Raw genomic sequence first — 26,996 nt, 5'->3', positions numbered from 1 at the left:
TTTGCATGCCCACCGACCCTTCGGGCCGTCCCGATCAGACGGCGCAGTGGTCGCCTTCGCAGGACGGGCCGTGGTCGTGGGCAGCCTGAGCCGTGACGGCATCATCGCTCGTCGAGGCCGCGGTATCGCCGTGGAGCTCGTTCCACGTCTGCGCGAGCGCCTGCTCGAAGAGTTCGACCGGCTGGGCGCCTGAGACGGCGTACTTCTCGCCGAGCACGAAGAACGGCACGCCGCTGATGCCGAGGGAGCGGGCCTGCTCCTCGTCGGCACGGACTTCGGTGGCGTAGTCGGTGCCGGTGAGCAGCTCACGCAGTTCGTCGAAGGGCAGCTCGAGCTCTTCGCCGAGGCGCTGCAGCTCGTTCACGTCGCCGACCGCGACGCCCTCGGTGAAGTAGGCGCGCATGAGGCGCTCGTGCGCTTCGGTGGCGCGCCCGTGCTGGGCGGCCAGGTGGACGAGACGGTGAGCGTCGAACGTGTTGCCGAACTTGGCTTCGCGCCAGTTGAACTCGAGGCCGACCTCGGCGGCGCGGGCGGCGATGTCCTCCTGGCTGCGCTCGGACTGCTCCGGCGTCATGCCGTACTTCGCCGCGATCTTCTCGACGAGCGTCGTGTCGGGCACGGCCTCGATCGTCGGGTCGAGCTCGTAGGAATGCCAGACGATCTCCACGTCGTCAGCGTGCTCGAACCCGTCGAGCGCGAGCTCGAGGTGGCGCTTGCCGATGTAGCAGAACGGGCAGACGATGTCGCTCCAGATGTCGATCTTCACGCGGGGTGAAACGTCATGAGCGTGAGTTCGATTCCTGGGTTCGACCGCCGGCTCGAGGTGTGAGGTACGGCCCGGTGTGTGAGCCGCGCTGCTCACGCCCCGGGCCGAAGCTCACAAATCGAAATCGGGTCAGGGTGTGCGCCGACGCAGGGTGAGAGCCCCGAGGGCGACGAAGCCGACGACGAAGGCCGCCACGAGGCCGATATCGCTCGCGATGTCCCACGTCGCATCGCCTCTGCAGACGGCCGTCATCGCGTCCACGGCGTACGAGAGCGGTAGGACGTCGGACACGAGTTCGAGCGCTCGAGGCAACTGATCGCGCGCCACGAGAAGCCCACACAGCAACATCTGCGGAATGACGAGGGCGGGCAGGAACTGCACGGCCTGGAACTCGGTGCGCGCGAACGCGCTGACGAAGAGGCCTAGGGCGGTTCCCAGCACGGCGTCGAGCACGGCGATCGCCCCGAGCAGCCAGACACTGCCGGCGATGTCGAGGCCGAGCGCGCCGACACTGAGGGCCACGGCGAGGGCCGCCTGCGCACAGGCGACGACGCCGAAGGCCAGGGCGTAGCCGAGGATGAGGTCGAGCCGACCCATCGGCATCGCGAGGAGGCGCTCGAGCGTTCCGCTCGTGCGCTCGCGCAGGGTGGTCACCGACGTCACGAGGAACATGACGATGAACGGGAACAGCGCCAGCAGCCCTGGCGCGACGCGATCGAAGACGCCGCTGTCGGAGTCGGCGAAGATCCATGCGAGCAGCGTCATGAGAAGGCAAGGCATGACGAGGAGGAGCGCGAGAGTGCGGTGATCGCGGCGCAGCTGCGTGAGCACGCGTGCCGTGACCGCGAGGGTGACGCGGGGCGTCATCGAACGACCTCCAGGAAGGCGGATTCGACGGTGTCGCAGCCGGTCTCCCACTTGAGGCGTTCCGGCGTCGTGTCGGCGACGAGTGCGCCGTCACGCATGAGCAAGAGCGCGTCGCAGTGCTCCGCCTCATCCATGACGTGACTCGAGACGAGGAGTGTGACGCCGTCGTCCGCGAGTGAGCGGAAGAGGCGCCAGAGCTCCACACGCAGCACCGGGTCGAGGCCGACCGTCGGCTCGTCGAGGACGAGCAGGGTGGGCGTGGCGAGCAGGGCCACCGCGAGGCTGACGCGGGAGCGTTGGCCGCCGCTCATGTCGCGGACGAGCTGGTCGCCGCGGGCGTCGAGGTCGACGGCGCGCAGAGCTCTCGCGACGGCGTCAGCATCCGCGCCGACGACCGCGGCGAAGAAGCGGAGGTTCTCCGTTGCGGTGAGGTCGGGGTAGACGCTGGCAGCCTGGGTGACGTACCCGATGCGTTGCCGCAGATCGGCCGCCCCTGCCGGTTCGCCGAGGACGACGAGGTCACCTTTGACGTTGTCCTGGACGCCGACGACGGCCCGCATGAGCGTCGACTTGCCGCAGCCGGACGGGCCCAGCAGGCCCGTGATGCTGCCGGATGCGATCTCGAAGTCGAGACCGTCGAGGACGGTGCGCCCGCCTCGCTCCACGCGAAGGCCGCGGGCGGTGACGGCTGCGGGGCGGCTTCGGTGCGCCCCTTGGGTTGGATGCTCTCTCATAGCTCTGAGTGTGGGGTGCGGATGGGCGATAATGCGAAGGTGGTCAATTCTCGCCGCGGACGTCCGCCGGGCCGTAGCGATGCGCGTGAGCGCGTGATCGAGGCTGCGAAAACCGTGTTCATGGAAGTTGGTTACGCGCGGGCGTCGTTGCGGATGATCGCGCAGCTGGCCGGTGTTTCGCACTCGCTGGTCAATTACCACTTCGGCTCGAAGCAGGGTCTCTTCGGTGAGGTGATGTCGTTGACCCTCACGCCCTCGCAGGTCCTCGGTGAAGCGCTGCGACAGCGGCCGGGTGAGACCCCGGCCATGCTCGCGCGACGGTTCGTGGGCACTGTCGTCACGGTGTGGGACGACGCGCACCTCAGCGACCCCTTCGTCGCGATGCTCCGTGAGGCAATGGCCGAAGAGAGCACGCGGAGCAACGTCGCCGAGTTCATGGAGCGGGAGGTGCTGGCCGTCGTGGCGACCCGCATCGGCGGACCGGATGCCACCGTCCGGGCCGCCGGAGTCGGCATGTGCATCGCGGGGCTCGTCATGGGGCGCTACCTGCTGCGGGTCGGTCCGCTCGTGGCGTTGTCGAAGGAGGAGATCGTGCGCGTGCTGGCCCCGACGGTGGCCGTGCACCTCCGCTGACGTCCGCCGCATCGTGGCGCCTGCCGGGCGCGCTGCCCAGCCGGTGGCACAGTGTGCCCAGGAAACGTGTTCCGACCTGGGTGCAGTTCGTCGCCCTGGCTTTCGCCTGGGGATCGAGCTTCCTCTTCATGAAGGTCGGATTGGAGGGGCTCTCGCCCGGGCAGGTGGTGCTCGCCCGCCTCGCGAGCGGCGCTGCGGTGCTGCTCGCCATGTGCGCCGTGAGGCGTCAGCCGCTGCCGAGGCGGAGGGCCGGGGCCATCTGCTCGTCGTCGGTCTCCTCCTGTGCGTTGTGCCCTTCCTCCTGTTCGCGTGGGCCGAGCGGCACATCTCCTCAAGCCTCGCGAGCGTCTACAACGCCACGACACCGCTCATGACGATGGCCGTGGCCATGCTCGTGCTGCCCAGCGAACCGCGCACACGTGACAAGACGCTCGGGCTCCTGCTCGGGTTCGTCGGCGTCATCGTGGTCCTCGCACCCTGGAACGGGTTGGGGCACAGCGGTCTTGCCGGCCAGCTGGCCTGCCTCGGCGCTACGGCCTGCTACGGCATGGGCTTCACCTACCTGCGCCGCTTCGTCACGCCGCTCGCCCTGCCGTCGGTCAGCGTCGCTGCGGTGCAGGTCTCGCTGGCCGCCGTCGTCATGCTGGCCCTCACGCCGATCGCCGCAACCGGCGCCACGTGACGTGGCGGGTCGCCGTCAGCATGCTGCTCCTCGGCGGCGTCGGAACGGGCCTGGCCTACCTGTGGAACACCACCATCGTGCGCGATTGGGGCGCCACGACGGCCTCGACGGTGACCTACGTGTCGCCCGTCGTCGGCGTCGTCGGCGGGCGTGCTGCTCCTCGGCGAATCCATGACGTGGACCCAGCCTCTCGGCGGAGTCGTCATCGTGCTGGCCATCATGGCGAGCCGGGGGTTGTTGCGCCTGCCCGCGAAGGCGTAGAACACCGCGGTCGGCACTCGCCTCGCCGCTCAGTTACCAGCAGGCTCACCGAACTCGCACGGTCGCGGCTAGGGCTTCGTCAGTTCGTCACCAGAGCGTCATCGACTCGCGCAGCACGCGCTCGACGTCGGCCTCGGTGATCTCGACCGGCGCCGTGGCGAGCAGGCGCTGCTGCTTCATCGTTCCCTCGACGAGCCTCGCAAGATCGGCGTCCGAATACCCCACGGCGGCAAGCCCGTTGGGGAAGCCGATGTCGCGCATGAGGCGACGCAGGGCGTTCGGTAGGGCGTCGCGCCCCAGGTCGCTCACCGACGTGTCGGGCTCGAGCAGCGCCGCCATCTCGTGGTGACGCTCCGGGTTCGCGGGGTAGAGCAGTGCGAAGGCCGCCGGCGCCGTCAGCGCCACGGCCATGCCGTGCGGCACCATCGCGTGGTCGGCGTCGTACCCGTCAGGCCGGAAGTCGCGCACCATGCCGGCGATCGGATAGGCGTTCGCGTGCGGCAGGTGTACGCCCGCGTTGCCGAAACCCATGCCCGCGAACGTCGCCGCGAGCGCCATGGCCCCGCGCGTGCCGAACGAGCCGGCGAGCAGACGTACGGCCTCGCGCGACCACATGTCGCTGATCGGGTTCGCGCCGCAGTAGGGCACCCGCTCCTCGGCCTTCTTGCGGGCGAACTCGGTGTACGGCTTCGCTGTGTAGCTCTCGAGCGCGTGGCACAGGATGTCCATGCCCGACGCCGCAGTGACGCCGGCCGGCTGGCTGATCGTGAGGTCGGGGTCGATGACGGCCATGCGCGGGCGCAGCGCCGGGTGGCTGATGCCGGTCTTGACGTTCTGTTCGAGCACGTCGAGCACGCAGATCGTCGTCGATTCGCTGCCCGTGCCCGTCGTCGTCGGTACCGCGATGAGGGGCACGAGCGGCTTCGTCGGGTTCGCGCCCCCTCCGACGGGCGCGTTGACGTAGTCCATCAGCTCGCCGTCGTTCGTCGTCATGAGGTTGATGGCCTTGGCGGTGTCGATGCTCGACCCGCCCCCGACCGCGACGATGACGTCCCACGGTCCGTGCTGGCGCGCCCACGCGGTGGCCTCCACGAGAGAGGCGTCGGTCGGCTCGACGTGCGAGTCGGTGAAGACGTCGACCCGCAACCCCGACGTTTCCAGCGCCTCCACGACCGGGGTGACGATGCCCGCGGCGGCCACGCCGGGGTCGCTCACGACGGCGGCGCTGCGGGCGCCCAGCGTCGTCGCGTCGTGGCCGAGTTCGGTGACAGCTCCGGTGCCGTACTTCAGGTGCGGGCTGCCGTAGGTGAAGATCGTCTCGCTCATGGCTCCGACGCTACGCCCGAGGTGAGCACGTGCGTGGGCAGTGGACTCCGGAAGATCAGCGCTTCGTCAGGTCCTCGGCCAACATGACGAGGATGCCGCTCGGCCCGCGCACGTAGGTGAGCGCGAAGACGTCCTGGTAGTTCGCGACGCCACGCAACGGGTGGCAGCCGTGCCGCGCGGCGACGGCGAGCGCTTCGCCGAGGTCGTCGACGCGGAACGCCACACGGTGCATCCCGTTCTCGTGCGGCAGCGTTGGCTCGGTCGCGATCGCGTCGGGGTGGAGGTACTCGAACAGTTCGATGCGCCCCGAGCCGTCCGGCACCTCGAGCAGGGCGATCTTGGCGTGGTTGCCGTCGAGTCCGACTGCGGTGTCGGCCCATTCGCCGCTGACCTCGTCACGCCCGACGACGTTCAGGCCGAGGTCGGTGAAGAAGGCGACGGCGGCGTCGAGGTCGTCGACGGCAATGCCGACGTTGTCCAGGGTGATGGCCATGACCGACACGCTACCGAGGGGCGGCTGTTCCTCACGGTTCCTCGGGTGGACGCTCGTCGCCTGCTCGGGTCGAGCCGGTGCGCTGTGCGGCACCAGGCATGTCGCCTAGGCGTTCGCGGCGTCGGGCCTGGCGGGCCACCCGCGCTTGCGCTCGCTCGAGCGGCAGTTCCTGACGACGCACGCGCACCGCCTTCATCTGCTCCCGCACCGCCTCGCGCATCTGCTCGCGCGGGTAGGGGCGGCCGCCGATGATGTCGCGGATGGCGTTCCAGCGCGCGTCGTACGTCGCGTCGAACCGGCGCTCGGCCCGTCGCGCGAGCCATCCGTCCTTCTTGTAGCGCCGCCGCGCCCACCATGACCCCGGCTTCGCCACGCGCACGGCGCCGATGATCCCGACGAGCGGCACGAAGACGCCGACGAGGCCGGTGGGCAGCTTGCCCTTGAGAATCGTCACGACGACGAAACCGAGGTTGACGATGCCGAGCGCCGACAGCAGTGCGCCGGGCAGGTCGTTGCCGGTGGGCACGACGTCGAGCGGGTTGGCACCGATGACGAGCGCCGCGGTGATCGTCACCGCGACGATGAGCGCCGTCACCGACTGACGTCCCTCCTCCTGCCAGTACACGTCGTCGAGGTGGAGCCACATGGCGAACTCGTCGAGCGTGAGCGCCGCGCCCATGCCGAACAGGGCCGCGAGGACGTTGAGCGCGAGCCCCCGCTCGGGCAGGTAGGTGATGAGCAGCAGACCGCTGAAGAGCACCATGAGGATGCCCCACACCTGGTGGTGCACGTGGATGCCGGCGACGACGATGTTGCGGATGAGCCCGGGTTCGGCGTTCTCCTTGAGGTATGCCTCGGCGCGGTCGGCCTTGTGGCGGATGTAGCGCGTCGTCGTGCGGGTGGCCGCCGTCGTGAAGACGAACGCGATGAGCAGCCACAGGACGGCGTGGCGGCTCGGGTCGATCATGCTGCCATCGTAGGTCGGGGGCGAGTTGTGGCCCGCTACGGCGCGTGTGGGCCGAACCGCTCCGTAGCGGGGGCGGGGCGGATATTCTCGCGGCATCGGACCGACCGAGCACCACCGACGGGAGAGCGTCATGAGCGACAACGACTGGACCAAGCGCGAGCAGGGCACGCCCGGGCAGGAGGACGACGCGACCCGTCAGTGGGGTGCCTCGCCGGCTCAGGGGAGCAACAACGCCGAGGCCCCGCACGACTCGTCCGAAGAGCGCACCCGCGCGTTCACCGCCCCCAACGAGTCAGGCGCCCAGAACACCGGCACGACGGGACAGAACGACTCCTCGGAGGACCGCACGCGGGCCTTCACCGCTCCCAACGAGTCGGGCACCCAGAATGCCGGTGACCAGGCTCAGTACGGTTCGGCTCCCGCGGCGGGTGGCCAGAACGGGCAGCAGCAGGGTGGACAGTACGGCCAGTCTCCCTACGGCGCCAACGCTCAGGGCCAGCAGTACGGGCAGAACAACTCGTCGATCGGTCAGGGCTTCTCGAACGAACAGAACCAGTACGGCTCGCCCCAGTACGGCTCGGCGCCCCAAGGCGATGCGGGCTACGGCTCGTCGAGCCCGCAGAGCAACCAGAACCGGTACGACTCCGCCCCGCCGTCGAGTGGTCAGTACGGTCAGAACTCCTACGGTTCGACGCCGCAGGGTGGCCAGTACGGTCAGCCCAACCAGACCGAGAACGCGCAGTACGGCCAGAATTCCCAGGGTGCGAACTCGTCGATCGGCCAGGGCTTCTCGACCCATCAGAACCAGTACGACTCCGCCCCGCAGGGCGGCGGTCAGTACGGCCAGAACCAGTACGGCTTCCCGGGTCAGAGCGGGCAGGGCCACCAGAACGGTCAGCCCGGCCACAACGGACAGTACGGCCAGAACAACGCCTGGCAGGGCGGTGACGCGAACAACGCGAACAGCCCGTTCGGTGCCGGCGGCCAGGGTGCTGCCGCAGCCCTGCAGGTGAAGAACCCGGACGGGTCGCTGCGCATCGGGCGCGTCGGCCTGCTCGCCTCCCTCGCGGCGCAGTTCTTCGTCATCATCGGATGCCTCGGCCCGTGGGCCAGCGTGTGGGGCAGCTCGGTCTCGGGCATGAACGGCGACGGCGTCATCGTCCTGCTGCTGTCGCTCGCCATCATCGGCCTCGGTGTCGCGCACCTTCTCGGCAAGGTTCCGGCGAAGTTCCTGTGGGGCATCGTGGTCGCCGCTGCGATCTCCTTCATCGTCGGGCTCATCGACTACGGCAATGTCAGTGACGTCGCGTCGGTGGGCTGGGGCCTCGTGTTCGTCATCTTCTTCTCGCTCGTCTCCGGTGGCGCCGCGGCCCTCGCGGCTCTGCGTGACTGACGCCGTCACCCCTTCGGGCGTCCTGCCTTGCCGGGCGACCCGAAGGGCGGTTGGCTGATCGCATGAGTACGCACGATGAGGCCGCGGAGGCCATCGACACCGTCCTGTTCGACGTCGACGGCACGCTGATCGATTCCACCTACCGCCACGCCGTCGCGTGGTCGCGCGCCTTCGCGCAGCACGACCTCCACCCGCCGATGTGGCGCATCCACCGCGCCGTGGGCATGGGCGGCGACCAGCTCGTGCCGAGCGTCGTCGGCGACGACGTCGAGGAGCGCCTCGGCGACGAACTGCGCACCGCGTGGGAGGGCGAGTACCGCCAGATGCTGCCAGACCTGCGGGCCTTCGACGGGGCGGCCGACGCCGTGCGGGCCGTGCAGGAGAAGGGCTACAAGGTGGCGCTCGCGAGCTCGGGTAAGAGTGAGTTCACGGACGCCGCGCTCGAGAAGCTCGGGCTCACGCGGGACGACGTCGACGCCGTCACCTCCTCCGACGACGCGGACAACAGCAAACCGGAGCCGGACATCCTCGTCGCGGCACTCGAGGAGGCCGGTGGCCGACGCGGTGTGCTCGTCGGTGACGCCACCTGGGACGCCGAATCGGCCGGTCGCGTGCCGCAGCCGGGCATGCTCTGCGTCGCCGTCCGCACCGGCGGTTTCTCCGCCGCGGAGCTGAAGGACGCGGGCGCGGTGGCCGTGTACGACGCCGTCACCGACCTGCGCGTCGGTGCGTGGATCGACGAACTCGCCTGAGGCTCACGGGTTGCCACCGGTGCGTGGCATGGTATGACGCATGGCCGACCTCACCGAACCCTGCCCCAACTGCGGAACGATGATGCGCTGGGAAACCTCCCACGAACGCTGCGACGGCTGCGGCTGGATCCGCCCGTGCTGCGAGGGCGCCCCCTGCCCGAGCTGACGCCGCACGCCGTCACGACGTGAGCCGATCGTGGCGTTCGAGTGGTGTTCACCGCCGCTGAGGAGGAAGGTGGACGCCATGTCGACTCACGAAGGCGGTGACGAACGCAGTTCGTCACCGAGTCCAGAGCAGCAGAACGACACCCGCCACGACGAGCCGGTGCGCACGTGTGCGTCGCCCCCGGAGGGGCCCGCGACGAGCACCGAGCCGGGCGCGACCACCTCGAATCCGGCCTCAAGCCGCGTCACGTCACGATGATCTCCATCGCCGGCGTCATCGGCGCGGGCCTGTTCGTCGGGTCGGCGAACGCGATCAAACTGGCCGGGCCGGCCGCCATCATCAGCTATGCGGCTGCTGGTCTCGTCGTCGTCCTCGTCATGCGGATGCTGGGCGAGATGGCCACGGTCAACCCCGACACCGGGTCGTTCAGCGTCTACGCCGACCGCGCGCTCGGCAAGTGGGCGGGCTTCTCCATCGGATGGCTCTACTGGTGGGCCTGGGCGCTCATCATCCCCGTCGAGGCAACGGCCGGGGCGACGATCCTGACGAACTGGATCGACTGGCCACAGTGGGTCTTCGCCTTCCTCATCACGGCGATCCTCACGGCCACCAACCTCGTGAGCGTCGGCAACTACGGCGAGTTCGAGTTCTGGTTCGCCCTCGTCAAGGTGGTGGTCATCATCGCGTTCATCGCCGTCGGCCTCCTCGCGATCCTCGGCCTACTGCCGACGAGTGACGTCTCGGGCCTTTCCGGCCTCACGGCCAACGGCTTCTTCGGCGACGGCCTCGGCGGCATCTTCGCCGCCATGCTCACGACGACCACCACCTACCTCGGCACGGAGATCGTGACGATCGCCGCGGCCGAGTCGAAGAACCCCGTCAGCGGCATTCGCCGCGCGGTGAACAGCGTCATCTGGCGCATCTCGATCTTCTATCTCGGCTCGATCTTCGTCGTCGTGGCCCTGGTCAACTGGCGAAGCCCGAAGCTCGCGGAGGTCGGCTCGTACCAGTTCACCCTCGAGACGATCGGCCTCGGACGCCTGACGACGCTGCTCGACCTCGCGATCCTCACCGCCGTCGCGAGCTGCCTCAACTCAGCGCTCTACACTGCGAGCCGCATGGCGTTCAGCCTCGGCCAACGCGGTGACGCTCCCGCCGCGTTCGGGCGGACGAACAGCCGCGGCGTGCCGGTGGCGGCCATTCTCGCGAGTGTCGTCGTCGGGTTCCTCTGCGTGGGGCTCAACTACGTGCTGCCGGACGAGATCTTCGGCTACCTGCTCTCGACGGCCGGGTGCGCGGCACTCTTCGTCTACCTGTGCATCTCGTTCACGCAGTTGCGCTCGCGTCGCGCGATGGACGCCGCCGGCGTGGCCGTGCGTGTGCGCATGTGGCTCTTCCCGAGCCTCACGTACGCGACGATCGCGTTCATCGTCCTCGTGCTCGTCATGATGGCGTTCGACTCGGAGCAGAGCCAGAACCTGTGGTTCAGCCTCGCCGTGGCCGCCGTCGTCCTCGTGGCGTCGTTCGTGCGTCACGGGTTCAGCGGCGGTAGCGACCGCGAGATCGTCGAGGCCGCCGAGGAGGGCATCGCCGAGACCTCCGATTCGGTCTGACGACTGACGACTGACGGCGGCACGGCGCCCCCACAGTCCGGTGCGACGGGGCAGACTCGACCCATGAGCACCTACGTCATGTTCCTGCGCGGCATCAACGTCGGCGGCATTCGCGTGCCGATGCCCGAGTTGCGGAAGGTGCTCGCCGACGCGGGATGCCGCGACGTGACGACGTGGCTCGCCACGGGCAACGTCCGCGTTGACTTCGACGGCAGCGCCGACGAGCTGAAGACGGTGGCCGAGCGGGCCATCGGCGACGCGTTCGACTACGAGGCGTACGTGCTCGTGCGCGAGGCCGAGACTGTGCGTGACCTCGTCGAGAACTGGCCGTTCACACTCGACGACGCCCACCACCGCTACATCGTCCTCGGGGGAGGCGCCGCGTTCGAGGCCGCCCAGGCCGCCATCGACGCCTCGCCCCACGACGAGCACGTCGCGGTCTTCGGCGACGACCTCTACTGGCGCTGCCTCAAGGGTTCGACGACGTCGACGCCCGTGGCCAAGCTGCTGGCGAAGCGCGAGTACAAGGCGACGACGACCACGCGCAACCTCAACACCCTCGAGAAGATGGTGCCCGATCAGGCCTGACGGTGGAAGGGGCGTCGGAAGTCGGGAGTCGTCAGGCCCTGCGCCTCGAACTCGGCCTCGGCGATCGACGTGCCGTCACGCTTCGCGAGGTGGTTGACCTGCGCTCTGCGCGCCTGCCACAGCACACGACTCGAGACGAACTGCCCCAGCACGGCGCCGGCGCCGATGGCGATGGACGTGGCAAGGCCCTCGAAGAGATGGGCCGCCGCATTGGCGTCGTGGTTCACGAACCCGGCCAGAGCCTGGTAGAAGGCCATCCCCGGCACGAGGGGGATGACGGCGATGTCGAGGGCCCCCGAGGCAGGCCAGTTCATGGGGCGAGCGAGGAGGACCGTGAGGATGCCGAGCACAGTAGCGGCGGCGGCCGTAGAACTCATGCCCGAGACACCCGAGCGATCGGACACGGTGTAGACGAGGTGCCCGAGGGCGCCGAGGAGGGAGAACAGAATGATGCTGCGCGGCCCCGCCTGGCAGGACACGGCGTAACCGGCGGCGATGAGGACGGCAGCGACCGACGTCTGGGAGAGATCCAACGCCGGCTGCACGGCGGTCAGTTCGAGCGATCGTCCCGCCTTCTCGGCGAGGGTGAGGCCACCCATCGTCCCGACGACGAGACCCGTGGTGAGCAGGGCGGCCTCGATGAGTCGGCCACATGCGGTCAGGAGCCAGCCGGTGAGGAGATCCTGCACGGCGCTCACGGAAGCGCTACCGACAAGTTGCGTGACGATGGACGCCGTGATGACGACACCGGGCTGCGTGAGCGGTGTCAAGGCGAGCGCGAGGCTGGCTGCACCGACGGCGAGGACGCTGCTCAGCACACGCGCGTAGAACGGGGGGAGCATGATGCGGCTCGCACCGGTCGAGAGGAACTCGGTGAGCACCGCCGTCGCGGCCGCCACGAGTGCAGCGGCGAGATCCGCCCCGAGCAACCACGCGAACCCCATCGCCATGAGGAAGGCCCCCATCAACCGGAGGGTCAGAGGAGAGCGACCGTGGTCGATGATGAAGTTGAGCTTCTCGAACGCTTCCAGAACACCGACGCGCCCCGTCACCGTCTCCCCCACGAGGTCCTCGATGGCCGTCAACGTGGGGATGTCGAGTTCGACGGATCCCACGTTCTTGACGAGGGTCACCGGTTGCAGTGTCTCGGTCGGTACGTAGCCCAGCGTGATCTGCCCCATCGTCACGTTGACCGTGCAGTCGGGGTAACCGTTGGTGCGCGCCAGTGCGAGGAGGGCCCGTGTGACGACCTCCGAGGACGCGCCAATGCGCAGGAGTGACTCCCCGATCCGCAGAGCGAAGGAGAAGAGGTCGTCAGCGCTCGCCGTCGCTGAACTGCGCGCTGTGCGCTCGGGAGGGCTGGAACTGGGCAAGGATGTCACCGTCTCGACGAAGGTTGGGTCGGCCGGGGTGCCATGGCATGCCGCGGCACTGGAGTCGTGGCTGTCGGCCCCATCGCAAGGGTAGGGCCACGACGCAGCATCGGGTCGTGTCGGACCGGCCCGTTAGGGTGTGCCGCATGTCGACGTCATCCCAGTCACCGCTTCGCAGCGTCGCCGTCTTCTGCGGCTCCACACCGGGCAAGAATCCCGGCCTCATGGACGCCGCCTACGAGGCGGGGCGCGTCATCGCCGAGCGTGGCCTCGTGCTCGTCTACGGCGCGGGCGGCGGGGGTCTCATGGGCGCGGTGAGCCAGGGTGCCCTCGACGCCGGCGGCGAGGTCGTCGGGTTCATCCCGACGCTCATGGTCGAGCGCGAGTGGGGTCGCAGCGACCTCACGGAGTTCCACGTGGTCGACACGATGCACACCCGCAAAGCCGGGATGGCTGAGCGGGCCGACGCCTTCCTCGCCCTTCCCGGTGGACTGGGCACGCTCGAGGAGATCTTCGAAGTGTGGACCTGGCGCACCATCGGTTACCACTCGAAGCCCGTCGGCTTCCTCGACGTCGACGGTTTCTGGCGGCCGCTGCTCGACGCGCTGCGGGGCATCAGTGACGCAGGGTTCGTGCGCGGCAGCGTCATCGACGACGCCGTCGTCGAGCCGACCATCGAGCGGGCCCTCGACGCCCTCGCCGCGCGATGCACGGTGACCGGCCAACAACTGCGCCCCGGTTTCTGAGCACGGTCGCTTCAAGGAGGTGTCTCATGAGTGACGAGGAGTGGGTGCGCTCGCGCCTTCCCGTGCGCACCATCGAGGCCTGGCCCGAGGTCCGCGAGCGGCTCATCGCGCACTCGCTCGAGGACGATGAGGTCGTCGAGTGGCCCGGCGAAGAAGCCGACGACTCACCCGAGACCGCCGGGACGCCCGAGCCGGCAGCGGCCGAGCAGGCCGCCGAACCCGACGACGGCCTCACCGACTTCCAACGTCAGTGGTTGTCGCTTGAGGAGCCCGAAGAGGACGAGTCCGAAGCGCCCCTCGAACCCGGCTACCACTGGTGGGAGGGCATCCCCGCCGTCCGTCAGTTCCTGCTCGAGGGGTTCACGCCCGGCCCCGCAACGGTGCTGCTCGGCGAGAACGGCAGCGGCAAGTCGACGCTCGCCGAGGGCATCGCCATGGCCTACGGCCTTGCGCCCGAGGGCGGTTCGACGGGCAGCAGGCACCGCACGCGCAACACCGAGGCCGGTCTCGGTGATCAGCTGCACATCGTGCGCAACGCCGGTGAGGGCAAGGGCGGCTACTTCCTGCGCGCCGAGACGATGCACTCGTTCTTCAGTTACCTCGAGGACAACCCGGGCAATGATCCCGAAGAGCCGCTCTTCCACCAGCTCAGCCACGGCGAGTCATTCGTCGCGCTCGTGGAACTGAGGTTCAAGCCGAAGCGGCCCGGCCTCTACGTGCTCGACGAGCCGGAGTCAGCCTTGTCGTTCGACAACCAACTGCGCCTCCTGCGTCACCTCACCGCGCTCATGGGCACGGGCAGGCACCAGATCCTGCTCGCCACCCATTCACCGATCCTCGCGGCGCTGCCGGGCGCCACCATCATCGAACTCGACGATCGGGGCTTCCGCGAGGTCGATCACGACGACGCCGGGCTCGTGCGGCAGTGGCGTCACTTCATGAACGATCCGGCTTCGTTCCTCGAGTCCTGACGCAGGCGAGCGGCGCCCGAGCGAAGGCCCGGGCGCCGCTCACGGTGGGATCAGAGCTTGCCGGTGGTCGCGTAGGCGCGCAGCTGCGTCAGCGAGCCGTTGAAGATGTTCGTGTCGTAGCCCTTCGCATCCAGCGCGGCGTTCTGCCAGATCGCGTGCATGCGGTTCTGTGACGACCACATGGTCGGCAGCGGGCCGACCGAACTGCTGTAGCGCGCGAGCCACAACGGGTTCTGGGCGAGAACGGAATCCTTGACGACGACGGCCTGCTGCGTCGTTCCGGTCTGCGGGAGCGACCCGTTCGAACCTGCGGCACTCGCATCAGTGCCGACGCAGCGGTTCCACCAGGTCGAGGCGGTGTAGATCATCGGGTTCACGCCGGTACGCGTGCGGTGCTGGGTGACGAAGTCGTTGATCCACGTGCGCATCTGCGTCTGGGTCATGTCGAAACACATGGAGCCGTAGGGGTTCCACTCCATGTCGAGGGCCCCGGGCAGGGTCTTGCCGTCGTTCGACCACCCGCCGCCGTTCGACACGAAGAAGTCGGCCTGCTGCGCTCCGGTGGCGGACGAGGGATTCGCGAAGTGGTAGGCACCGCGGATGATGCCGTCAACGGTTTGAATCGTCATCGAGGCGCGATGTGATCGAGACCGTAGCGCGACAGACGGTAGGCAGACCGAATGGGTGGCCAGGCACCTCGGCCGACCCTTCGGGCCCTTCGGTGGCTCAGCTCGCGCTACTGGCGGCCTTCGAGGGCGGGGGCAGTTCGTAGACGGAGACCGTGGGCGAACTGAAGATCGTGGTCGTGAGGTCGGCCAACTCCGGCGAGACCCTCGACGCGCGGGAGTCGGCGTAGAGGTAGCGCACCCCGCGTGCGGCGAGAGCGTCGAGCACCTGACGATCCGGAGCCGAGAACGCTCGCTCGTTCTGGGCGAACGCCGTCGTGTCGTAGTACGGCTGGTACATGTAGCGGTAACCGCCCACACCGTTCCGGATCCGGGCGCTGGAACTGTAGGCCCAGGCCCCGATGTCGACCGGCGAACGCGTGATGGCCGACACCCAGAAACCCCGTGCATCGCAGTGATCGACGGTCACGACGGCCGCACAGTGCACGTTGGTCGCCACGAGTGACGACTCCGGGTTCGCCTGCGCAAGGGCGCGACCCGCCTCGAGTTCGTCCTCGGTGAGTGGAGAGGTGGCGGTCGGCGGATTGGCGGGCTTGACCACCGGGGCGTATTCGGGGGTCATCGTGTACGCAGTGGCAAGGACGGGGGCAGCCAGGCTGTAGCCGAGAACGGAAGCCCCCAGTGAGAGTGCGGCCCGCGGGTGCCGCTTGCGGCGCGCGAGCAACACGATGCTCACGAGGGCGAGCAGGAGGACAACACCGGCGATCGGGGCCATACGCGACATCCGAAGCGGCGCGAGGTGCTCGTAGACGGACGTGCGTTGCCACACGAGGGCCACACCGAACGAGGCGCCGCCGATGATTCCAGCGGCCAGGGCCACCGCCCGCGTGTCGGAGCGTCTGCGTGCCCCGTTGACCAACGCGACGAACCCCCAGGCGATGAAGACCGCCGACACGGGCTGCAGCCCGCGCATGAAGTAGACCTGCGACAGGGAGGGGTGAGCGAGCGCGAACATGGCCGCCACGGCTACCAGGAACATACCGATGAACATCGAGCGCGCCACGACGTCGTCGATCGCCGCCACCAAGAGGATGACTGCGTAGGTCGCGAGCAACGCCACGACGAACAGAGCGAGCACGTCGAAACCCGGCTCGCGCCCCATCTTCTGAAGTTCTCTCCACGGCCGCAGCTGGCGGGCGGTGGCACCGAGCAGGAAGATCGAACCGCCCCCGCCGCCGGCGAAGAGAGGTGCTGTCCCGAGCACGATGGCTCCGCCGACGGCGCCGAGCACGATGGGCCGGACGACACCGCGCCGGCGCCACAGCGCGTGCACGGTGACGATGCCGAGACCGCCCATGAGCGTCGGCAGGATCGACACCTTCGTACCCGGGCCCATGAGAGCGAGCAGGAGAGCCAGCGCCGCCGTCGGCACCGGGACGCGAGGCGTTCGCAGGATGATGATGACGACCCAGGTGAGCAACAGGCACAGGGGCAGGCTGAAAAGGTGCGAAGGGCTGAGCCAGATGAGCGCGAACGTCGAGCCGGTGTCGATGACCTCGCTGAACAGCGCGACGGGTGGGACGGCGATGAGCAGCGGAGCCAGGGCCGCGACGAGGGCCGAACGAGAAAGGGAAAGACCCATCTCGTAGGCGAGGCCGAGCGTCGCCAACCCCACGGGCAGGAACCACGCGACGACGGAGACCGCGTCGATGTCGACCCCGCTCGCAAGGCTCAGTGCGGCGCCGTGGGCGTTGCTGAACCAGTGGTAGGACAAGGGTCCTTCGGCAGCTGACTGGGGATCGGTCGGCGGCACCTGATGCATGGCGAGTGCGGAGATCGCGACGTGCCACTCCATGTCCTGGTACCAGCGCAGGTGGTGGTCGAGAGGCGTGATGCGCCACAGGGTAAGTGCCAGGGAATGCAGGGCGACGGCGCTACTGACGAGGAGTGCGCCGACGGCCCACCAGCGGCTGCGGGGCGCCTCGGCAGTTTCCTGGGTGCGAGGTGCGGGCGCGAAGCGGCGGAACGCGAGTTCCCACAGGCCCGCGAACAGCGCGGGCGTTACTAGGACCAGCCAGGTCTGTCCGGTGGCGACACCGACGGCCCACCCGAGAAGTTGCGCGGCAAGGCCGGCGGTGAAGGCAACACTCAGCCGTCCCACCCGTGTGAGCGTCGGGAAGCGCCGCGTGATGACGAGCCCGGGGCCGAGGACGGTGAGGCCGTACGCGAAGACGAGACGCGCGATGTCGGGCCAGGCGACGCCAGCTCGGTTGACGGCGAAAGCGCCGGCGAGGAACGTGAATGCACCGACGGCGTCGGAGGCCTCGAGACGGCGAAGAGAGAGGGACGAGCCGGGGGAGTTCACGTGCACACCGCAGCATAAAGCGCGTCATGGCGGCATTCCGCGAGGCACGCCGTCACCCCGAACGCACCCGAGCGTCCACCGTGTCACGGTGGACGCTCGGGGCAGAAGTGGTCGATTCAGCCGGCGTGCTTCTGCAGTGTGGCGCCGATGGCGGGCAGCGATTCCTTGATGAGGTCGGCGGCCTTGCCGCGCATGCTGCCGTAGACCTTCGAGATCTGGTCGCGGCTCGTGGCCTGAGCGCGGGCGTCGGCAACCTTGAGGATGTCGGCGGTCACCTCGTCGCCGCGGCCGGCGAGGTAGGCGCCGAAGTCGCCCTGGCCGCCGAACTGCTCCCAGTACGGGTCGAAGATGGCGGTGATCTGCTCGAGGTTCTCGTTGAGCACCTTCGGCACGTCGGCCTTCTTCTTGGCGGCGGCGTAGCCCGTCTTGATGGCGGCACCGGAGAGGCCGCGCTTGTTCGAGACCTCGGTGTCGATCGTGGCCGCGAGGTCGGCGGCGACAGCAGGGCGCACGGCGGGGGCGAGGAGCTTCTCGGACAGAGACATGGGGTGCCTTTCTGACGGGGTAAATACTGCGCTCACCATAGCCGCCGCGGGTGACAGCGCCGTCGCGGGTGAGGCGCGCGGTCGAACGCGGCTCGGCGGAACGCCGCGGTTGTCACCGGGCCGTGGCAGTCTTGATTCATGACGACGAGAACAGCAAACTTCTGCATTGACTGTGCCGACCCGCGGGCCTTGGCCCTGTGGTGGGCCGACGTGGTCGACGACTTCGAGGCCGACGAGCAGGACGAGTGGACCGACGAGGAGGCCTGGTTGGCCGGCCCCGTGGGGCGGGACCTCGTGTTTCTCAAGGTGCCCGAACCGAAGCAGGTCAAGAACCGCATGCACGTGTGCGTTCGTCCGGTCGACACCACGCGTGACGAGGAGGTTGAGCGTCTGCTCGCCCACGGCGCCACGATGGTCGACGATCTACGTCAGCCTGACGAGGGCTGGGCAGTGCTCGCCGACCCGGAGGGCAACGAGTTCTGCGTCCTCACCGCGGACGCGGAGCGCTGTGGCGTAGCTCAGGGCTGAAACGCTTGGGCCGCTCGTGGCACAGTGACGCCATGAGCACGCTGCCGAGTTTCGTGTCGAGCACACCCGTCGAGACGCCGCGCCTCCGTCTGCGCCCGATGACGAGCGACGACGTCGCGGCGGCTGCGGCAATTCGCGCCCAGCCCGAGGTCTACGCCTACCTGAGCCACGGTGCGCTCACGCCCGCCCAGCTCGAGGCCAGGCTGCGGCTCCGGATGGCCCGCACCACCTTGGCCAACGACGTCGAACGCGAGGTCCAGCTCGTCGTCGAGGCGCTCGCTCAGGACGATGACGCGGCGGTCGTCGGCGACTGCGGCTTCAAGGTGGCAAGGGTGTGGACGCAGAACGAGGCGCCCACTGACCGCCTCGTTGCGCGAATCCACTACGCGATGTCACCGCTCGTGGCGGGGCGCGGCCTGGGCACCGAACTCGTCGGAGCACTCGTCGCCCACCTGTTCGCCGAGCCGCACGTGCACCGCATTCAGGCCGACGTGTTCGCCGACAACGTCGCGTCGCGCACCGTGCTCGAACGCAACGGTTTTCGTCAGGAGGGCTACTTCGTCGACGACGGCCTCATCGACGGCAAGTTCGTCGACGCGTGCCTCTACTCGCTTCTGCGCCGTGAGTGGGAAGGCGGTCAGGCCGCGGGGCGGTGACGCTTGAGCTTGCGCCACAGCCACGTCTCCGGCACGTGGGCGCCGGTCGCGATGTACTCCGCCGCAGCGTCCGAGTACTGCGTTTCGTGCAGCGCGACCAGCCCCGAGCGGTGACCGACGACGAGCAGGTGGTCGTCGGTCGTCACGGTCGTCGACTCGTCGGGAGCGAAGATGTGCTCGCCGTTGCGGACGAGGACGAGCGGTACGAGCGGGAGGTGCTCGTCGCGGCCGTCGGAGCTCTTGAGGATCTGCCCGACGGTGAGTTCGTCGTGGAGCAACCAGCGGTGCAGTGCGGGTGAGCCCTGGGCCGACAGGTCGACGAGCATCCGCTCCTTGCCGGTATGGCCGCAGTGCGCCGTGAGGCGCGCGATGATCCCCTCGGCGAACTCGTTGGGCTGCTGGACTGCGTACTCGACGAAGCTCCAGAACAGCGGCGTGACGACGCGCGCGAGGCTCTCCTGGGCGACGAGTTCCGTGGGCGTGAAGACGGAGTCGATGGCGAGCGCGCTCACGAGCGAGGCGCGGGCGTCCGACTGCTGGCGGACGGCGACGAAGAGGTCGGAGCGAGCGATCTTGGCGTGCTCGGCGAGCGCGAGGTTGGTCGTGTCGTTGTCCGTTCCGACGACGAATCCGTTGGCCCGCGAGACATCGGGGTGGCCATCCTTGGGGTCGGCGACGGTGACGTTCATGCCGGCCCGTTCGAGATCGCTCGTCACCTCCTCGGCGAATTCGCCGTCGGCGCACACGACCCAGCAGCCGCCAGGCTTGGGCTGGAGCGGCTTGGGCATCGCGTCGTCGCGCGGGTCCATGAGCCACTTCACGAGGTTGTACGTGGCGGGGCGCTGGAGCGCGAGGACGAGGTAGGCGCCGTAGCGGTCGCTCGGGTTGATGACGGCGTTCGGCGCGAAGTCGTCCATGCGTTCCTCGACGACGCGGTCCATGCATCGCGCGATGACGCTCGTGCCGGGGCGCAGCAGGGTCGTCGCCATGACGATGGCGAGGTTGTCGGTGTCGTCGTCGGTGAGGGCGAGCACGCCTTCGCAGTACTGGTTGGAGAGCCCCGCCATGCCGAGCACGCTCGGTAGGCTCGCGTCGGCCTCGAGGGCGGGGACGTCGCTCTCCAACTCGTCCGTGGCAATGCGTTCGACGCGCCCGTCGTGGCTGTCGATGACGACGAAACGGCGGCCGGCTTCGTCGAGTTCGCGGCAGACCTGACGGCCCGCCTGGCCGTACCCGCAGACGATGAGGAACGGTTCGCGGATGCGCTTGACCTTGCGCCGGAAGCGCTGCATCGCGACGGCGTCCTGGAAACTCGCCGATTGAAGCAGCGACAGCAACGTACCGATGGCGTACGCCCAGCCGACGACCGTCATGAAGATGCAGACCGTCACCCACATCCGTTGGGCGGTGGTGAAGGGCACGATCTCGCCGAAGCCGATCGTCGAGGCGGTGTAGGAGATGAAGTAGAACGCCTCGAACGGCGACAGGTGCGTCGCGTTTCCGTTCGCGTCCTTGCCCGGGATGATCGACAGCCCCAGCACGGAGATGGCGAACACCGTCGTGATGAACACGAGCGGCGAACGCATCCGGCGGATGACGATGAAGATCGCGTCGGTCGACGGTGCCTCGTCGGGGATGCGCACGGGCCGCCGCAGCCGGGTGCGGTGGCGGTGGCTGTGGCGGGTGAAGAAGGCGAGCATCGCGCTCATGGGGCGCAGGGATTCAGCGTCGGCGGTAGGAGATGGTCTCGGACACGAGCAGCACCACGCTGACGATGTTCGCGAGCAGGGCGCCGCCGGAGAGCGAGACGATGCTGGAGGTGGTGCCGGGGTCGTTCTCGTATCCGCCGGCGAGAACGTAGAAAGCTGCCGCGGAGACGAGTTGGAGCACAGCCACGAGGGACGTGGCGAGGTGGACAGCGCCGATTTGCGTGCGGTCACCGAACTTGAGCACGAGCGCGATGAGGTTGACGAAGATCGCCACGTACAGCTCGTTGATGTTGTGCAGCTTCGGGTCGCTCATGTCGCCGATGAAGAAACCGAAGTTCATCGTAGCGGCCAGCAGCACGAAGAAGCCGAAGACGACTTTTTCGAGGTTCATACGTGAAAGCGTACGGCGTCGAACGGTCCGCCCTCCATCGCGGTGCCGATGGGAAGGTTCCTCGCGGTGGGCGCTCGCTCACGGGCTACTGCTCCGGGGTGACGAAGTAGGAGTCGTCCATCGCAGGGTGCGGCGCGATGGGAACGACCTGCATGCGCACGCGCTCCTCGGCCCACCGTCGCTGCTCGACGGTCTCGCGTGCGTCGTTGACGGCCTCGCACTGCTCGGCGTCGAGGTAGAACTCGAACTGCGTGGCGCGGGCGTCGAGGCGCGCGAACTTCTCGTAGTCGTGCCCCTCGTGCGCAGCCTTGACGAGCTGTTGGACGACACGCTCTATCGTCGAGCGGCGCATTCGACGAGCCAGCTGCGGCAGGATGTCGATGCGCCCGTCCTCGCTCACGATGATGACCATCGAACCCTTGCCGCGCCCCGCGAGGTAGCGGATCGCCGAGTTGTACCGAGCGCCGCGCGAGATGTCGCCGGTGCCCGTGGCGGCGCCGTCGAGAATGACGCCGACGGCGTGGCAGTGACCCTCCGGGCTGACGAGCACCGCGCCGTCGATCTTCGTCAGGGCGTGGAACGCGTTCGGCCGAGGCGGGTCGGCTCGACGGTGTACGCCTGCGGGAGAAGGCGTTCGCCCTCGGCGCGAGCATCGGGGTGGACGACGAGCATCGTGCCGTGCTGCTGACGGATGCAGGCCTGGGCCATGTCCCACAGGATGTTCGCGTGCTGGTCGGTGGCCTCGGGGAAGACGCGCCGCACGGTGTGCACGAACGTGTCGGCGTCGACGAGGTCGCGCGGGAGCGTGGGCTGGCCGTTGTCGACGCGAAGGAACGGCGTCGTCGCGTGCCACAACTCCCACGAGCCGTTACCGACGACACGCACGGTGAAGCAGCGCTCGCCCGCCGGGTCGTAGGAGTCTTCGAGGGTGCCGAGGCCGTACACCTTGCGCCCGTCGCACAGGAGCTCGAAGCCCGGGCCCGTCATTTCGAGGGCCTTGCGGAAGGCGCGGGGCACGGACACGGCCACCTCGTGCTCGAACGCGACATCGCAGCGAACGGCCCCGTGGCCGGGTTGGGCGAGCACGAGGGTGCCGAGGCTGGCGCGCCCCTCGTAGGTCTGTGCCGACACGGCGTCGAGGGCGTCACGCAGGCCGAGTGCGAACTCCTGACCGGCGCGCGAAGCGCATCCGTTGACGAAGGTGTCTGCTGCGGAACGGAGTACGGCGCCGGCGTCGATACCGATGAGGGAGACGGGGTGCTTGCGGTCGAGTTCGTGGCTGGCCGCGCGCAGGACGTCGTCGATGACGGCTTCGGGAAAACAGGCCGCGGCCGCGAAGCCGTCGATCGTCGTGGTCGACAGTTTCGGCAGTTCGGCCCACGGCTCGCTCGACACGGCAAGCACGGGGAAGACGCGGTGGTCGTCGACGACGACGCTCATCCCGACGAAGAGTCGGCGGTCGTCGAATCGCGCTGCGGTGTCGAGGGCTTCGAGGAGAACCTGACGTCGACAGCCTTCGAGCAGGGCGGTGAGGTAGTGCTCCGGGTGCCACTCCTCGTCCGCCGGGTGGGGCGCTCCGGCTTGGACGGAACGCGCCTCGGGGCAGAAGGCGGGGCAGGTGGTGCGCCGTCGTTCCGCGAACAGCGCGTCGGCCCGAGCGAGGAGGCCGGCGAGCGGTTCGACGTCGAACGCGTTGCGCTCGGGTTCGATGAGGACTGCACCGGACTCGTCGAGGGGAAAACCGATGAGGAAGCCGCGTGGGTCGAGTTCGACGCCGGCGCGATCGAGCGACTCGTCGGCGAGTCGTTCCATCGACCACCGCAGCTCGCCCTGGTCACCCCACAGAGACGCAGCTTCCCCCCGAACTGCTTCCATGGACCGCATTTTCGCACGGCGACTCCGGTGCCGTGAGGCACGTCCCACGCGGTGGATGGGTGTCGGCAATCGTCGTGGAGGCGGTCGTCGCGCGTTGACATCCGGGCCGACACGACGACGCGCGTCCCGGCCGAGAACCGGGACGCGCGTCGGCGTCAGAGGTGATGCCGGCGATGCCCTCGGGCACCGGCCGCGAGTCAGCGCAGGGCGTCGCCCTGCGGGCCGTCCTCGCCGAGGCCTTCGCCGACGCGGCGCACCGCGTTCTCCTGCTCGGCCTCGCCGCTGAGGGCGGAGACCTCCGGGTCGGCCAGTGCCTCGCCCGTGTCCGCGTCGTCACCGAAGTCGCCGTTCACGGAATTGATCTCGGGATCGGTCACGGCTGCGTTGTCGATGTCGGCGTTGCGTACGTCGCGCGCGCCGGCGTCGTCACCGAAACCGTCGGTGGTGGTGCGGTTCTCGCCGAGACCGTCGGCCTCGCCGTGGACGGAGTTGATCTCCGGGTCCGTGACAGGCTCGTTGTCGTCGACGGAGTAGGCGGTGTTCGGGTCGAGCGAGCTCGTCGGCGCGTCGGCGCCGACCGCACGATCGACGGCGCTGTCGCCGCCGAACTGGTCGTCGGCCGTCTGCAGGCCGTCCTGTCCGATGGCGCGGTCGATGGCCTCTTCGCTGGCGACCGCCGTGTCGCCGAAGTCACCGGTCGTCGTGCCTGCAGCGCCGGTGGCGGCGCCCTTGGCAGACACCTTGTCGACGCCGGTCATGGCGGCATCCTGCGCCTTGGCGACCTTGTCGGCGTACTTGCCGCCGGTCTTGTCGTTGACGGTGGCGCCGGCCTTCTGGACGGCCTCGGCGATCTTCTCGCGGTTGCCGTCAGCCGCGGCGGCGGCCTTCTCCTTGGCGAGCTGAGCCTTCTGGTCGAGGCCGAGTTCGGCTGCCTTGGCCCTGAGCTTGTCGGTGAATCCCATGATCGTCTCCCTGGTGGGTTCGATGGAAGGTCTTACCTGTCGTAACGAACCCTGCCACGCGGATGTTCCGGGCACCAGAGGCAATTCGCGGGGTCGCGCTACCCGACGGACCCGCGGCGCCGGTGGCGTCAGCCGAGCTCGCGCACCGCGTCGGCGAGGGCGGGCATGGCCCGCTCCATCGTCGCGAGCGTCGTGACGAAGCCGTCCTGACCGCCGTACCAGGGGTCGGGCACGCCGTCGCCGGGCTCGGCCTCGGGGTCGTAGTCGGTGAGGAGGACGACGTGGTCAGGCAGGTCCCCGCCGTAGATGTCGCGCATCCGGTCGAGGTGGATGTCCTCCATGGCGACGACGAGGTCGTTCTCGTCGATCTCGTCGCGCGTGATCTGGTGCGCGCTGTGATCGTCGGCGTCGTAGCCGGCCTTCTTCAGTTCGGTGACGGCGCGAGGGTCGATCGGGTTGCCGATCTCCTCGGTGGACGTCGCGGCGCTCGTCAGCTCGACGTCGCCGAGGCCGTGTTCGGCGAAGTACTTCGCTGCGACGCGCTCGGCCATCGGCGAGCGGCAGATGTTGCCCCAGCAGACGAACACCACAGACGTCATTCTTGCGTTCCTCTCGTGTTCTAGCGGCCGGCCGGGCCGGGAGCCTCGGCCGTCTTCCGGCGATTGTGCCGGTAAGCGCGGCCCGTGCGCTATCGGACCGGCTCGAGCCCCCGAAGCGGGTGCTCGAGGGGGCGTCAGCGGATGGCAGCGACGATCTCGAGAGCGCGCTTCTGGGCCTCGAGGCCGCGGGCCGCGTTCGTCATCATGAGCTCGTCGGCCATGGCGTGCTCGGCGAACTGCTCGAGGTAGGCGCCGACGCGCTCGGGGCCGCCGATGGCGGTGTACGTGAGCATGTGCTTGGCCTGCTGGCCGGCGGGGGAGTCGAGAAGCATCTCGATCTCGTCGTCGCTGAGGCGGCGGTCGGCAGCGCCGAAGCGGGTGGCGAGGGAGCGAACGCGGGCGCGCAGGACCTCCTCGTACATCGTCGCCGCGGCGTCGTCGGTCTCGGCCGCCACGACGTTGAGGGCCGCGATGACGTGCGGCTCGGCCAGTTGCTCGGAGGGGCGGAACTCGGTGCGGTAGGCGTGAACCGCGGCCTGCAGCGCGTCGGGCGCGAAGTGGCTCGCGAAGGCGTACGGCAGGCCGAGAGCGGCGGCGAGCTTGGCACCGAACATGCTCGAGCCGAGGATGTAGAGAGGCACGTGGGTGCCCTGGCCGGGCACGGCCTCGATGCCGGCGAGGGGGCTCTCGTCGGAGAGCAGGCCCTGGAGTTCGACGACGTCCTGGGGGAAGCGGTCGCTGGCGTGCGGGTCGCGTCGCAGGGCCTGCCAGGTCCGCTGGTCGGTGCCGGGCGCCCGTCCGAGGCCGAGGTCGATGCGGCCCGGGTGCAGTTCGGCGAGGGTGCCGAACTGCTCGGCGATGACGAGCGGGGAGTGGTTCGGGAGCATGACGCCACCCGAGCCGACACGGATCGTGTTCGTGCGCGCCGCGACGTGCGCGAGCAGCACCGACGTCGCCGCGGACGCGATGTGTTTCATGTTGTGGTGCTCGGCGAACCAGATGCGCTCGAAACGGCCCGTCGCCTCAGCCGCCTGGGCGAGTTCGACGCTCGCGTTGATGGCGTCGCCGACGCTCTGGCCGCCGCCCACCTGGGCGAGGTCGAGGATCGACAGGGGGATGTCACCGGCCTTCTTGGCGAACGACACGGTCTCGATCGTGGTGTCGTCCGGCGAGGAGCTCGCGCGGGTCGTCGGGTCAGTCGGGTGGGATGCGCCGTTGTCACTCACGTTCGGGTCAACGCCCGGCGTCGGGGCCGGCATTCCCCGGCGGCTCAGCTCGCTTCGGTGAGCAGGTGCGTGTCGGTGGGTCGCTTGGGTTCGGCGATGAGGGCGTCGAGGCGTTTGGCCAGCTTCTTGTGCAGCCACGCGGAGGGGTGGAAACCGTCCTCGGCGAAGGCCTTGCCCTTCTCGAGCAGTCCCGAGTCGGTGAGCAGGTAGTGCTGCACGTTGGGGTACGTGTCGATGACGTCGGCAGCGACGGCGTCGAAGCGCAGCGCGCGTTCGCCGAGGGTGTGGCCGAGGAACGTCGGCATCGAGGGGAACTCCTGGATCGGCGGCACGCCGAGCACGACGACCTGCACGAGCGGGTTCACCTCGGTGATCGTGTCGAGCAGCGCGCTCAGGCTGGTGCGCCAGGCGTCCTCGGTGCGCAGGTTCTTGACGTCGTTGACGCCGACGCTGATGACGACGGCGTCCGCGCGCGCGAGCTCGTTGCGGGCGGCGTCGGTGCCGGCGAGGAGCGCGACGTCGTGGGCGTCGGCACCGGAGCGGGCGATGACGTGCCAGGCGACGGGGTGCTCGAAGCGCTCCGACATGCGGCAGGCGAGGCGGCCCGCGATGCTGTCGCGGTGGTGTTCGATGCCGACGCCGTCGGCCACGCTGTCGCCGAGGACGACGAGGTGATGTTCGTCGTGCTCCTCGGTGTGCGCGGCGTCGGGCACCGTGCTCGCGACGCCCTCGCGTGCGGTGGCGCCGGTAAGGCGCGCGATGTCGCGCTTGGCCGCGCGGCCCTGGACGTAGAGCACCGGCGCGCGCAGGAACATCGTCGGCAACGAACAGCCGGGGGCGGGGGAGGAGGCCCGTTCGCGTGCGCGTCGGATCGTGCGGGCGAGCCCGGACGAGCGGCGTTCGGCGGAGAGGTCTCGCATGGCGCCCATGGTTGCCGATTTCACGCGGGCGACGCCACGCCGACGCGATCCGTTCACCGAACCGTTAGGTCGCTGTGACCTGAGGGTGAGCTACCTCACCCGATGAGTGCCGCGCACGCGTCGCGGCGACGTTGCCCGGGCTAGGGGGCTCTGCGACGCGAACCGCCGCCAGTCTTTGTGACTTTAGGGCCCTGAAGTTACAAAGACTGCTTGGGACCGCTCACTTAGAAATGATCTGGCGACCGTCTGATCTGACACAGATC

At 69.0% G+C, this 26,996-nt stretch carries 29 protein-coding genes and 1 pseudogene; 11 read left to right on the top strand and 19 right to left on the bottom strand.

Going from position 1 to position 26,996, the window contains the following annotated elements; genetic code table 11:
• Positions 1-34: 34 nt before the first annotated feature.
• The 3 genes from D1832_RS08990 to D1832_RS08980 all read right to left on the bottom strand — a co-directional run bounded on the left by D1832_RS08990 (position 35) and on the right by D1832_RS08980 (position 2,367).
• Positions 35-766, bottom strand: a complete 732-nt coding sequence (locus D1832_RS08990) for a DsbA family oxidoreductase (RefSeq protein ID WP_118913569.1) — start codon at positions 764-766, stop codon at positions 35-37.
• Positions 767-895: 129 nt separating this feature from the next.
• Positions 896-1,633, bottom strand: coding sequence for an ABC transporter permease (locus D1832_RS08985; protein ID WP_118913568.1), 738 nt, complete (start codon positions 1,631-1,633; stop codon positions 896-898).
• Positions 1,630-2,367: an ABC transporter ATP-binding protein gene (locus D1832_RS08980; RefSeq protein WP_118913567.1), complete on the bottom strand. Its 738-nt coding sequence runs from the start codon at positions 2,365-2,367 to the stop codon at positions 1,630-1,632. Before D1832_RS08980 ends, D1832_RS08985 begins: the two co-directional genes overlap by 4 nt.
• A gap of 39 nt (positions 2,368-2,406) precedes the next feature.
• Here D1832_RS08980 and D1832_RS08975 point away from each other — a divergent pair, with 39 nt between their 5' ends.
• The 3 genes and pseudogenes from D1832_RS08975 (at position 2,407) to D1832_RS15805 (ending at position 3,682) form a co-directional block, all read left to right on the top strand.
• Positions 2,407-3,000: a TetR/AcrR family transcriptional regulator gene (locus D1832_RS08975; protein ID WP_182434732.1), complete on the top strand. Its 594-nt coding sequence runs from the start codon at positions 2,407-2,409 to the stop codon at positions 2,998-3,000.
• A gap of 128 nt (positions 3,001-3,128) precedes the next feature.
• Positions 3,129-3,185 (top strand): annotated as a pseudogene (locus tag D1832_RS16325) (hypothetical protein); the annotation flags it as partial.
• A gap of 26 nt (positions 3,186-3,211) precedes the next feature.
• Positions 3,212-3,682 carry a DMT family transporter gene (locus D1832_RS15805; RefSeq protein WP_415557229.1) on the top strand — a complete coding sequence of 157 codons (471 nt, stop codon included), beginning with the start codon at positions 3,212-3,214 and terminating at the stop codon, positions 3,680-3,682.
• A 348-nt stretch (positions 3,683-4,030) separates the two neighbouring features.
• Here D1832_RS15805 and D1832_RS08965 read toward each other — a convergent pair whose 3' ends face one another.
• The 3 genes from D1832_RS08965 to D1832_RS08955 are packed head-to-tail and all read right to left on the bottom strand — an operon-like array spanning position 4,031 to position 6,729.
• Entirely contained in the window at positions 4,031-5,269 is a 1,239-nt protein-coding gene (locus D1832_RS08965; protein ID WP_118913565.1) for a hydroxyacid-oxoacid transhydrogenase, read from the bottom strand.
• 55 nt (positions 5,270-5,324) lie between these two features.
• On the bottom strand, positions 5,325-5,762 hold the full coding sequence (locus D1832_RS08960) for a VOC family protein (protein WP_118913564.1): 438 nt from the start codon (positions 5,760-5,762) through the stop codon (positions 5,325-5,327).
• A 31-nt stretch (positions 5,763-5,793) separates the two neighbouring features.
• Positions 5,794-6,729 carry a hypothetical protein gene (locus D1832_RS08955; RefSeq protein WP_118913563.1) on the bottom strand — a complete coding sequence of 312 codons (936 nt, stop codon included), beginning with the start codon at positions 6,727-6,729 and terminating at the stop codon, positions 5,794-5,796.
• A gap of 130 nt (positions 6,730-6,859) precedes the next feature.
• On the opposite strand from D1832_RS08955, the gene D1832_RS08950 reads away from it, so the two are divergent.
• On the top strand, positions 6,860-8,122 hold the full coding sequence (locus tag D1832_RS08950) for a hypothetical protein (RefSeq protein ID WP_118913562.1): 1,263 nt from the start codon (positions 6,860-6,862) through the stop codon (positions 8,120-8,122).
• 62 nt (positions 8,123-8,184) lie between these two features.
• Positions 8,185-8,874, top strand: a complete 690-nt coding sequence (locus tag D1832_RS08945) for an HAD family hydrolase (protein ID WP_118913561.1) — start codon at positions 8,185-8,187, stop codon at positions 8,872-8,874.
• Between the two features lie 3 nt (positions 8,875-8,877).
• On the opposite strand, the gene D1832_RS08940 is transcribed toward D1832_RS08945, so the two are convergent.
• Positions 8,878-9,120: a hypothetical protein gene (locus D1832_RS08940; RefSeq protein ID WP_118913560.1), complete on the bottom strand. Its 243-nt coding sequence runs from the start codon at positions 9,118-9,120 to the stop codon at positions 8,878-8,880.
• 87 nt (positions 9,121-9,207) lie between these two features.
• Here D1832_RS08940 and D1832_RS08935 point away from each other — a divergent pair, with 87 nt between their 5' ends.
• Both D1832_RS08935 and D1832_RS08930 read left to right on the top strand, forming a co-directional pair.
• The gene (locus tag D1832_RS08935) at positions 9,208-10,653 is read left to right on the top strand and encodes an amino acid permease (protein WP_241510947.1); all 1,446 of its coding nucleotides are present in this window, start codon (positions 9,208-9,210) and stop codon (positions 10,651-10,653) included.
• A gap of 63 nt (positions 10,654-10,716) precedes the next feature.
• A complete protein-coding gene (locus D1832_RS08930; protein WP_118913559.1) occupies positions 10,717-11,241 on the top strand; it encodes a DUF1697 domain-containing protein in 525 nt (174 codons plus the stop codon).
• On the opposite strand, the gene D1832_RS08925 is transcribed toward D1832_RS08930, so the two are convergent.
• Complete coding sequence (locus tag D1832_RS08925) at positions 11,232-12,614, bottom strand: threonine/serine exporter family protein (protein WP_182434731.1); 1,383 nt, start codon at positions 12,612-12,614, stop codon at positions 11,232-11,234. The two genes, D1832_RS08930 and D1832_RS08925, sit on opposite strands and share 10 nt — an antisense overlap.
• Positions 12,615-12,760: 146 nt before the next feature.
• Here D1832_RS08925 and D1832_RS08920 point away from each other — a divergent pair, with 146 nt between their 5' ends.
• Positions 12,761-13,360, top strand: coding sequence for an LOG family protein (locus tag D1832_RS08920; RefSeq protein ID WP_118913612.1), 600 nt, complete (start codon positions 12,761-12,763; stop codon positions 13,358-13,360).
• Between the two features lie 26 nt (positions 13,361-13,386).
• Positions 13,387-14,331 (top strand): AAA family ATPase, encoded by a 945-nt coding sequence (locus D1832_RS08915; RefSeq protein ID WP_118913557.1) that lies wholly within the window; start codon positions 13,387-13,389, stop codon positions 14,329-14,331.
• A 50-nt stretch (positions 14,332-14,381) separates the two neighbouring features.
• Here D1832_RS08915 and D1832_RS08910 read toward each other — a convergent pair whose 3' ends face one another.
• The 3 genes from D1832_RS08910 to D1832_RS08900 form a co-directional block, all read right to left on the bottom strand.
• Positions 14,382-14,960 carry a GH25 family lysozyme gene (locus D1832_RS08910; protein ID WP_118913556.1) on the bottom strand — a complete coding sequence of 193 codons (579 nt, stop codon included), beginning with the start codon at positions 14,958-14,960 and terminating at the stop codon, positions 14,382-14,384.
• Between the two features lie 97 nt (positions 14,961-15,057).
• Entirely contained in the window at positions 15,058-17,322 is a 2,265-nt protein-coding gene (locus tag D1832_RS08905; RefSeq protein ID WP_147362657.1) for a cytochrome d ubiquinol oxidase subunit II, read from the bottom strand.
• Positions 17,323-17,438: 116 nt separating this feature from the next.
• On the bottom strand, positions 17,439-17,867 hold the full coding sequence (locus D1832_RS08900) for a DUF6918 family protein (RefSeq protein WP_118913554.1): 429 nt from the start codon (positions 17,865-17,867) through the stop codon (positions 17,439-17,441).
• A gap of 138 nt (positions 17,868-18,005) precedes the next feature.
• Between D1832_RS08900 and D1832_RS08895 the strand changes: the two genes are divergently transcribed.
• Together D1832_RS08895 and D1832_RS08890 are read left to right on the top strand one after the other, a co-directional pair.
• Positions 18,006-18,395: a VOC family protein gene (locus D1832_RS08895; RefSeq protein ID WP_047310955.1), complete on the top strand. Its 390-nt coding sequence runs from the start codon at positions 18,006-18,008 to the stop codon at positions 18,393-18,395.
• A 32-nt stretch (positions 18,396-18,427) separates the two neighbouring features.
• Complete coding sequence (locus D1832_RS08890) at positions 18,428-19,051, top strand: GNAT family N-acetyltransferase (protein ID WP_118913553.1); 624 nt, start codon at positions 18,428-18,430, stop codon at positions 19,049-19,051.
• Here the strand turns inward: D1832_RS08890 and D1832_RS08885 are convergent.
• From D1832_RS08885 to D1832_RS08855, 8 genes are all read right to left on the bottom strand, one after another.
• Entirely contained in the window at positions 19,033-20,760 is a 1,728-nt protein-coding gene (locus tag D1832_RS08885; protein WP_118913552.1) for an NAD-binding protein, read from the bottom strand. The genes D1832_RS08890 and D1832_RS08885 overlap by 19 nt on opposite strands.
• Positions 20,761-20,773: 13 nt before the next feature.
• A complete protein-coding gene (locus D1832_RS08880; protein WP_118913551.1) occupies positions 20,774-21,151 on the bottom strand; it encodes a DUF6394 family protein in 378 nt (125 codons plus the stop codon).
• Positions 21,152-21,236: 85 nt separating this feature from the next.
• Complete coding sequence (locus D1832_RS15800) at positions 21,237-21,701, bottom strand: diadenylate cyclase (protein ID WP_241510946.1); 465 nt, start codon at positions 21,699-21,701, stop codon at positions 21,237-21,239.
• 17 nt (positions 21,702-21,718) lie between these two features.
• A complete protein-coding gene (locus D1832_RS08875) occupies positions 21,719-23,026 on the bottom strand; it encodes a hypothetical protein (protein WP_241510945.1) in 1,308 nt (435 codons plus the stop codon).
• 197 nt (positions 23,027-23,223) lie between these two features.
• Entirely contained in the window at positions 23,224-23,988 is a 765-nt protein-coding gene (locus D1832_RS08870; RefSeq protein WP_118913550.1) for an antitoxin, read from the bottom strand.
• Positions 23,989-24,116: 128 nt separating this feature from the next.
• Positions 24,117-24,587 carry a low molecular weight protein-tyrosine-phosphatase gene (locus D1832_RS08865; protein ID WP_118913549.1) on the bottom strand — a complete coding sequence of 157 codons (471 nt, stop codon included), beginning with the start codon at positions 24,585-24,587 and terminating at the stop codon, positions 24,117-24,119.
• Positions 24,588-24,721: 134 nt separating this feature from the next.
• On the bottom strand, positions 24,722-25,813 hold the full coding sequence (locus tag D1832_RS08860) for an LLM class flavin-dependent oxidoreductase (RefSeq protein ID WP_241510944.1): 1,092 nt from the start codon (positions 25,811-25,813) through the stop codon (positions 24,722-24,724).
• Between the two features lie 44 nt (positions 25,814-25,857).
• Positions 25,858-26,733 (bottom strand): SGNH/GDSL hydrolase family protein, encoded by an 876-nt coding sequence (locus D1832_RS08855; RefSeq protein WP_182434730.1) that lies wholly within the window; start codon positions 26,731-26,733, stop codon positions 25,858-25,860.
• Positions 26,734-26,996: the final 263 nt, after the last annotated feature.

It is taken from the genome of Dermacoccus abyssi, from assembly GCF_003515945.1.
Lineage (GTDB): Bacteria > Actinomycetota > Actinomycetes > Actinomycetales > Dermatophilaceae > Dermacoccus > Dermacoccus abyssi.
The sequence above is the reverse complement of the archived record's forward strand: the minus strand, read 5'-3'. Positions and strand labels throughout refer to the sequence as shown.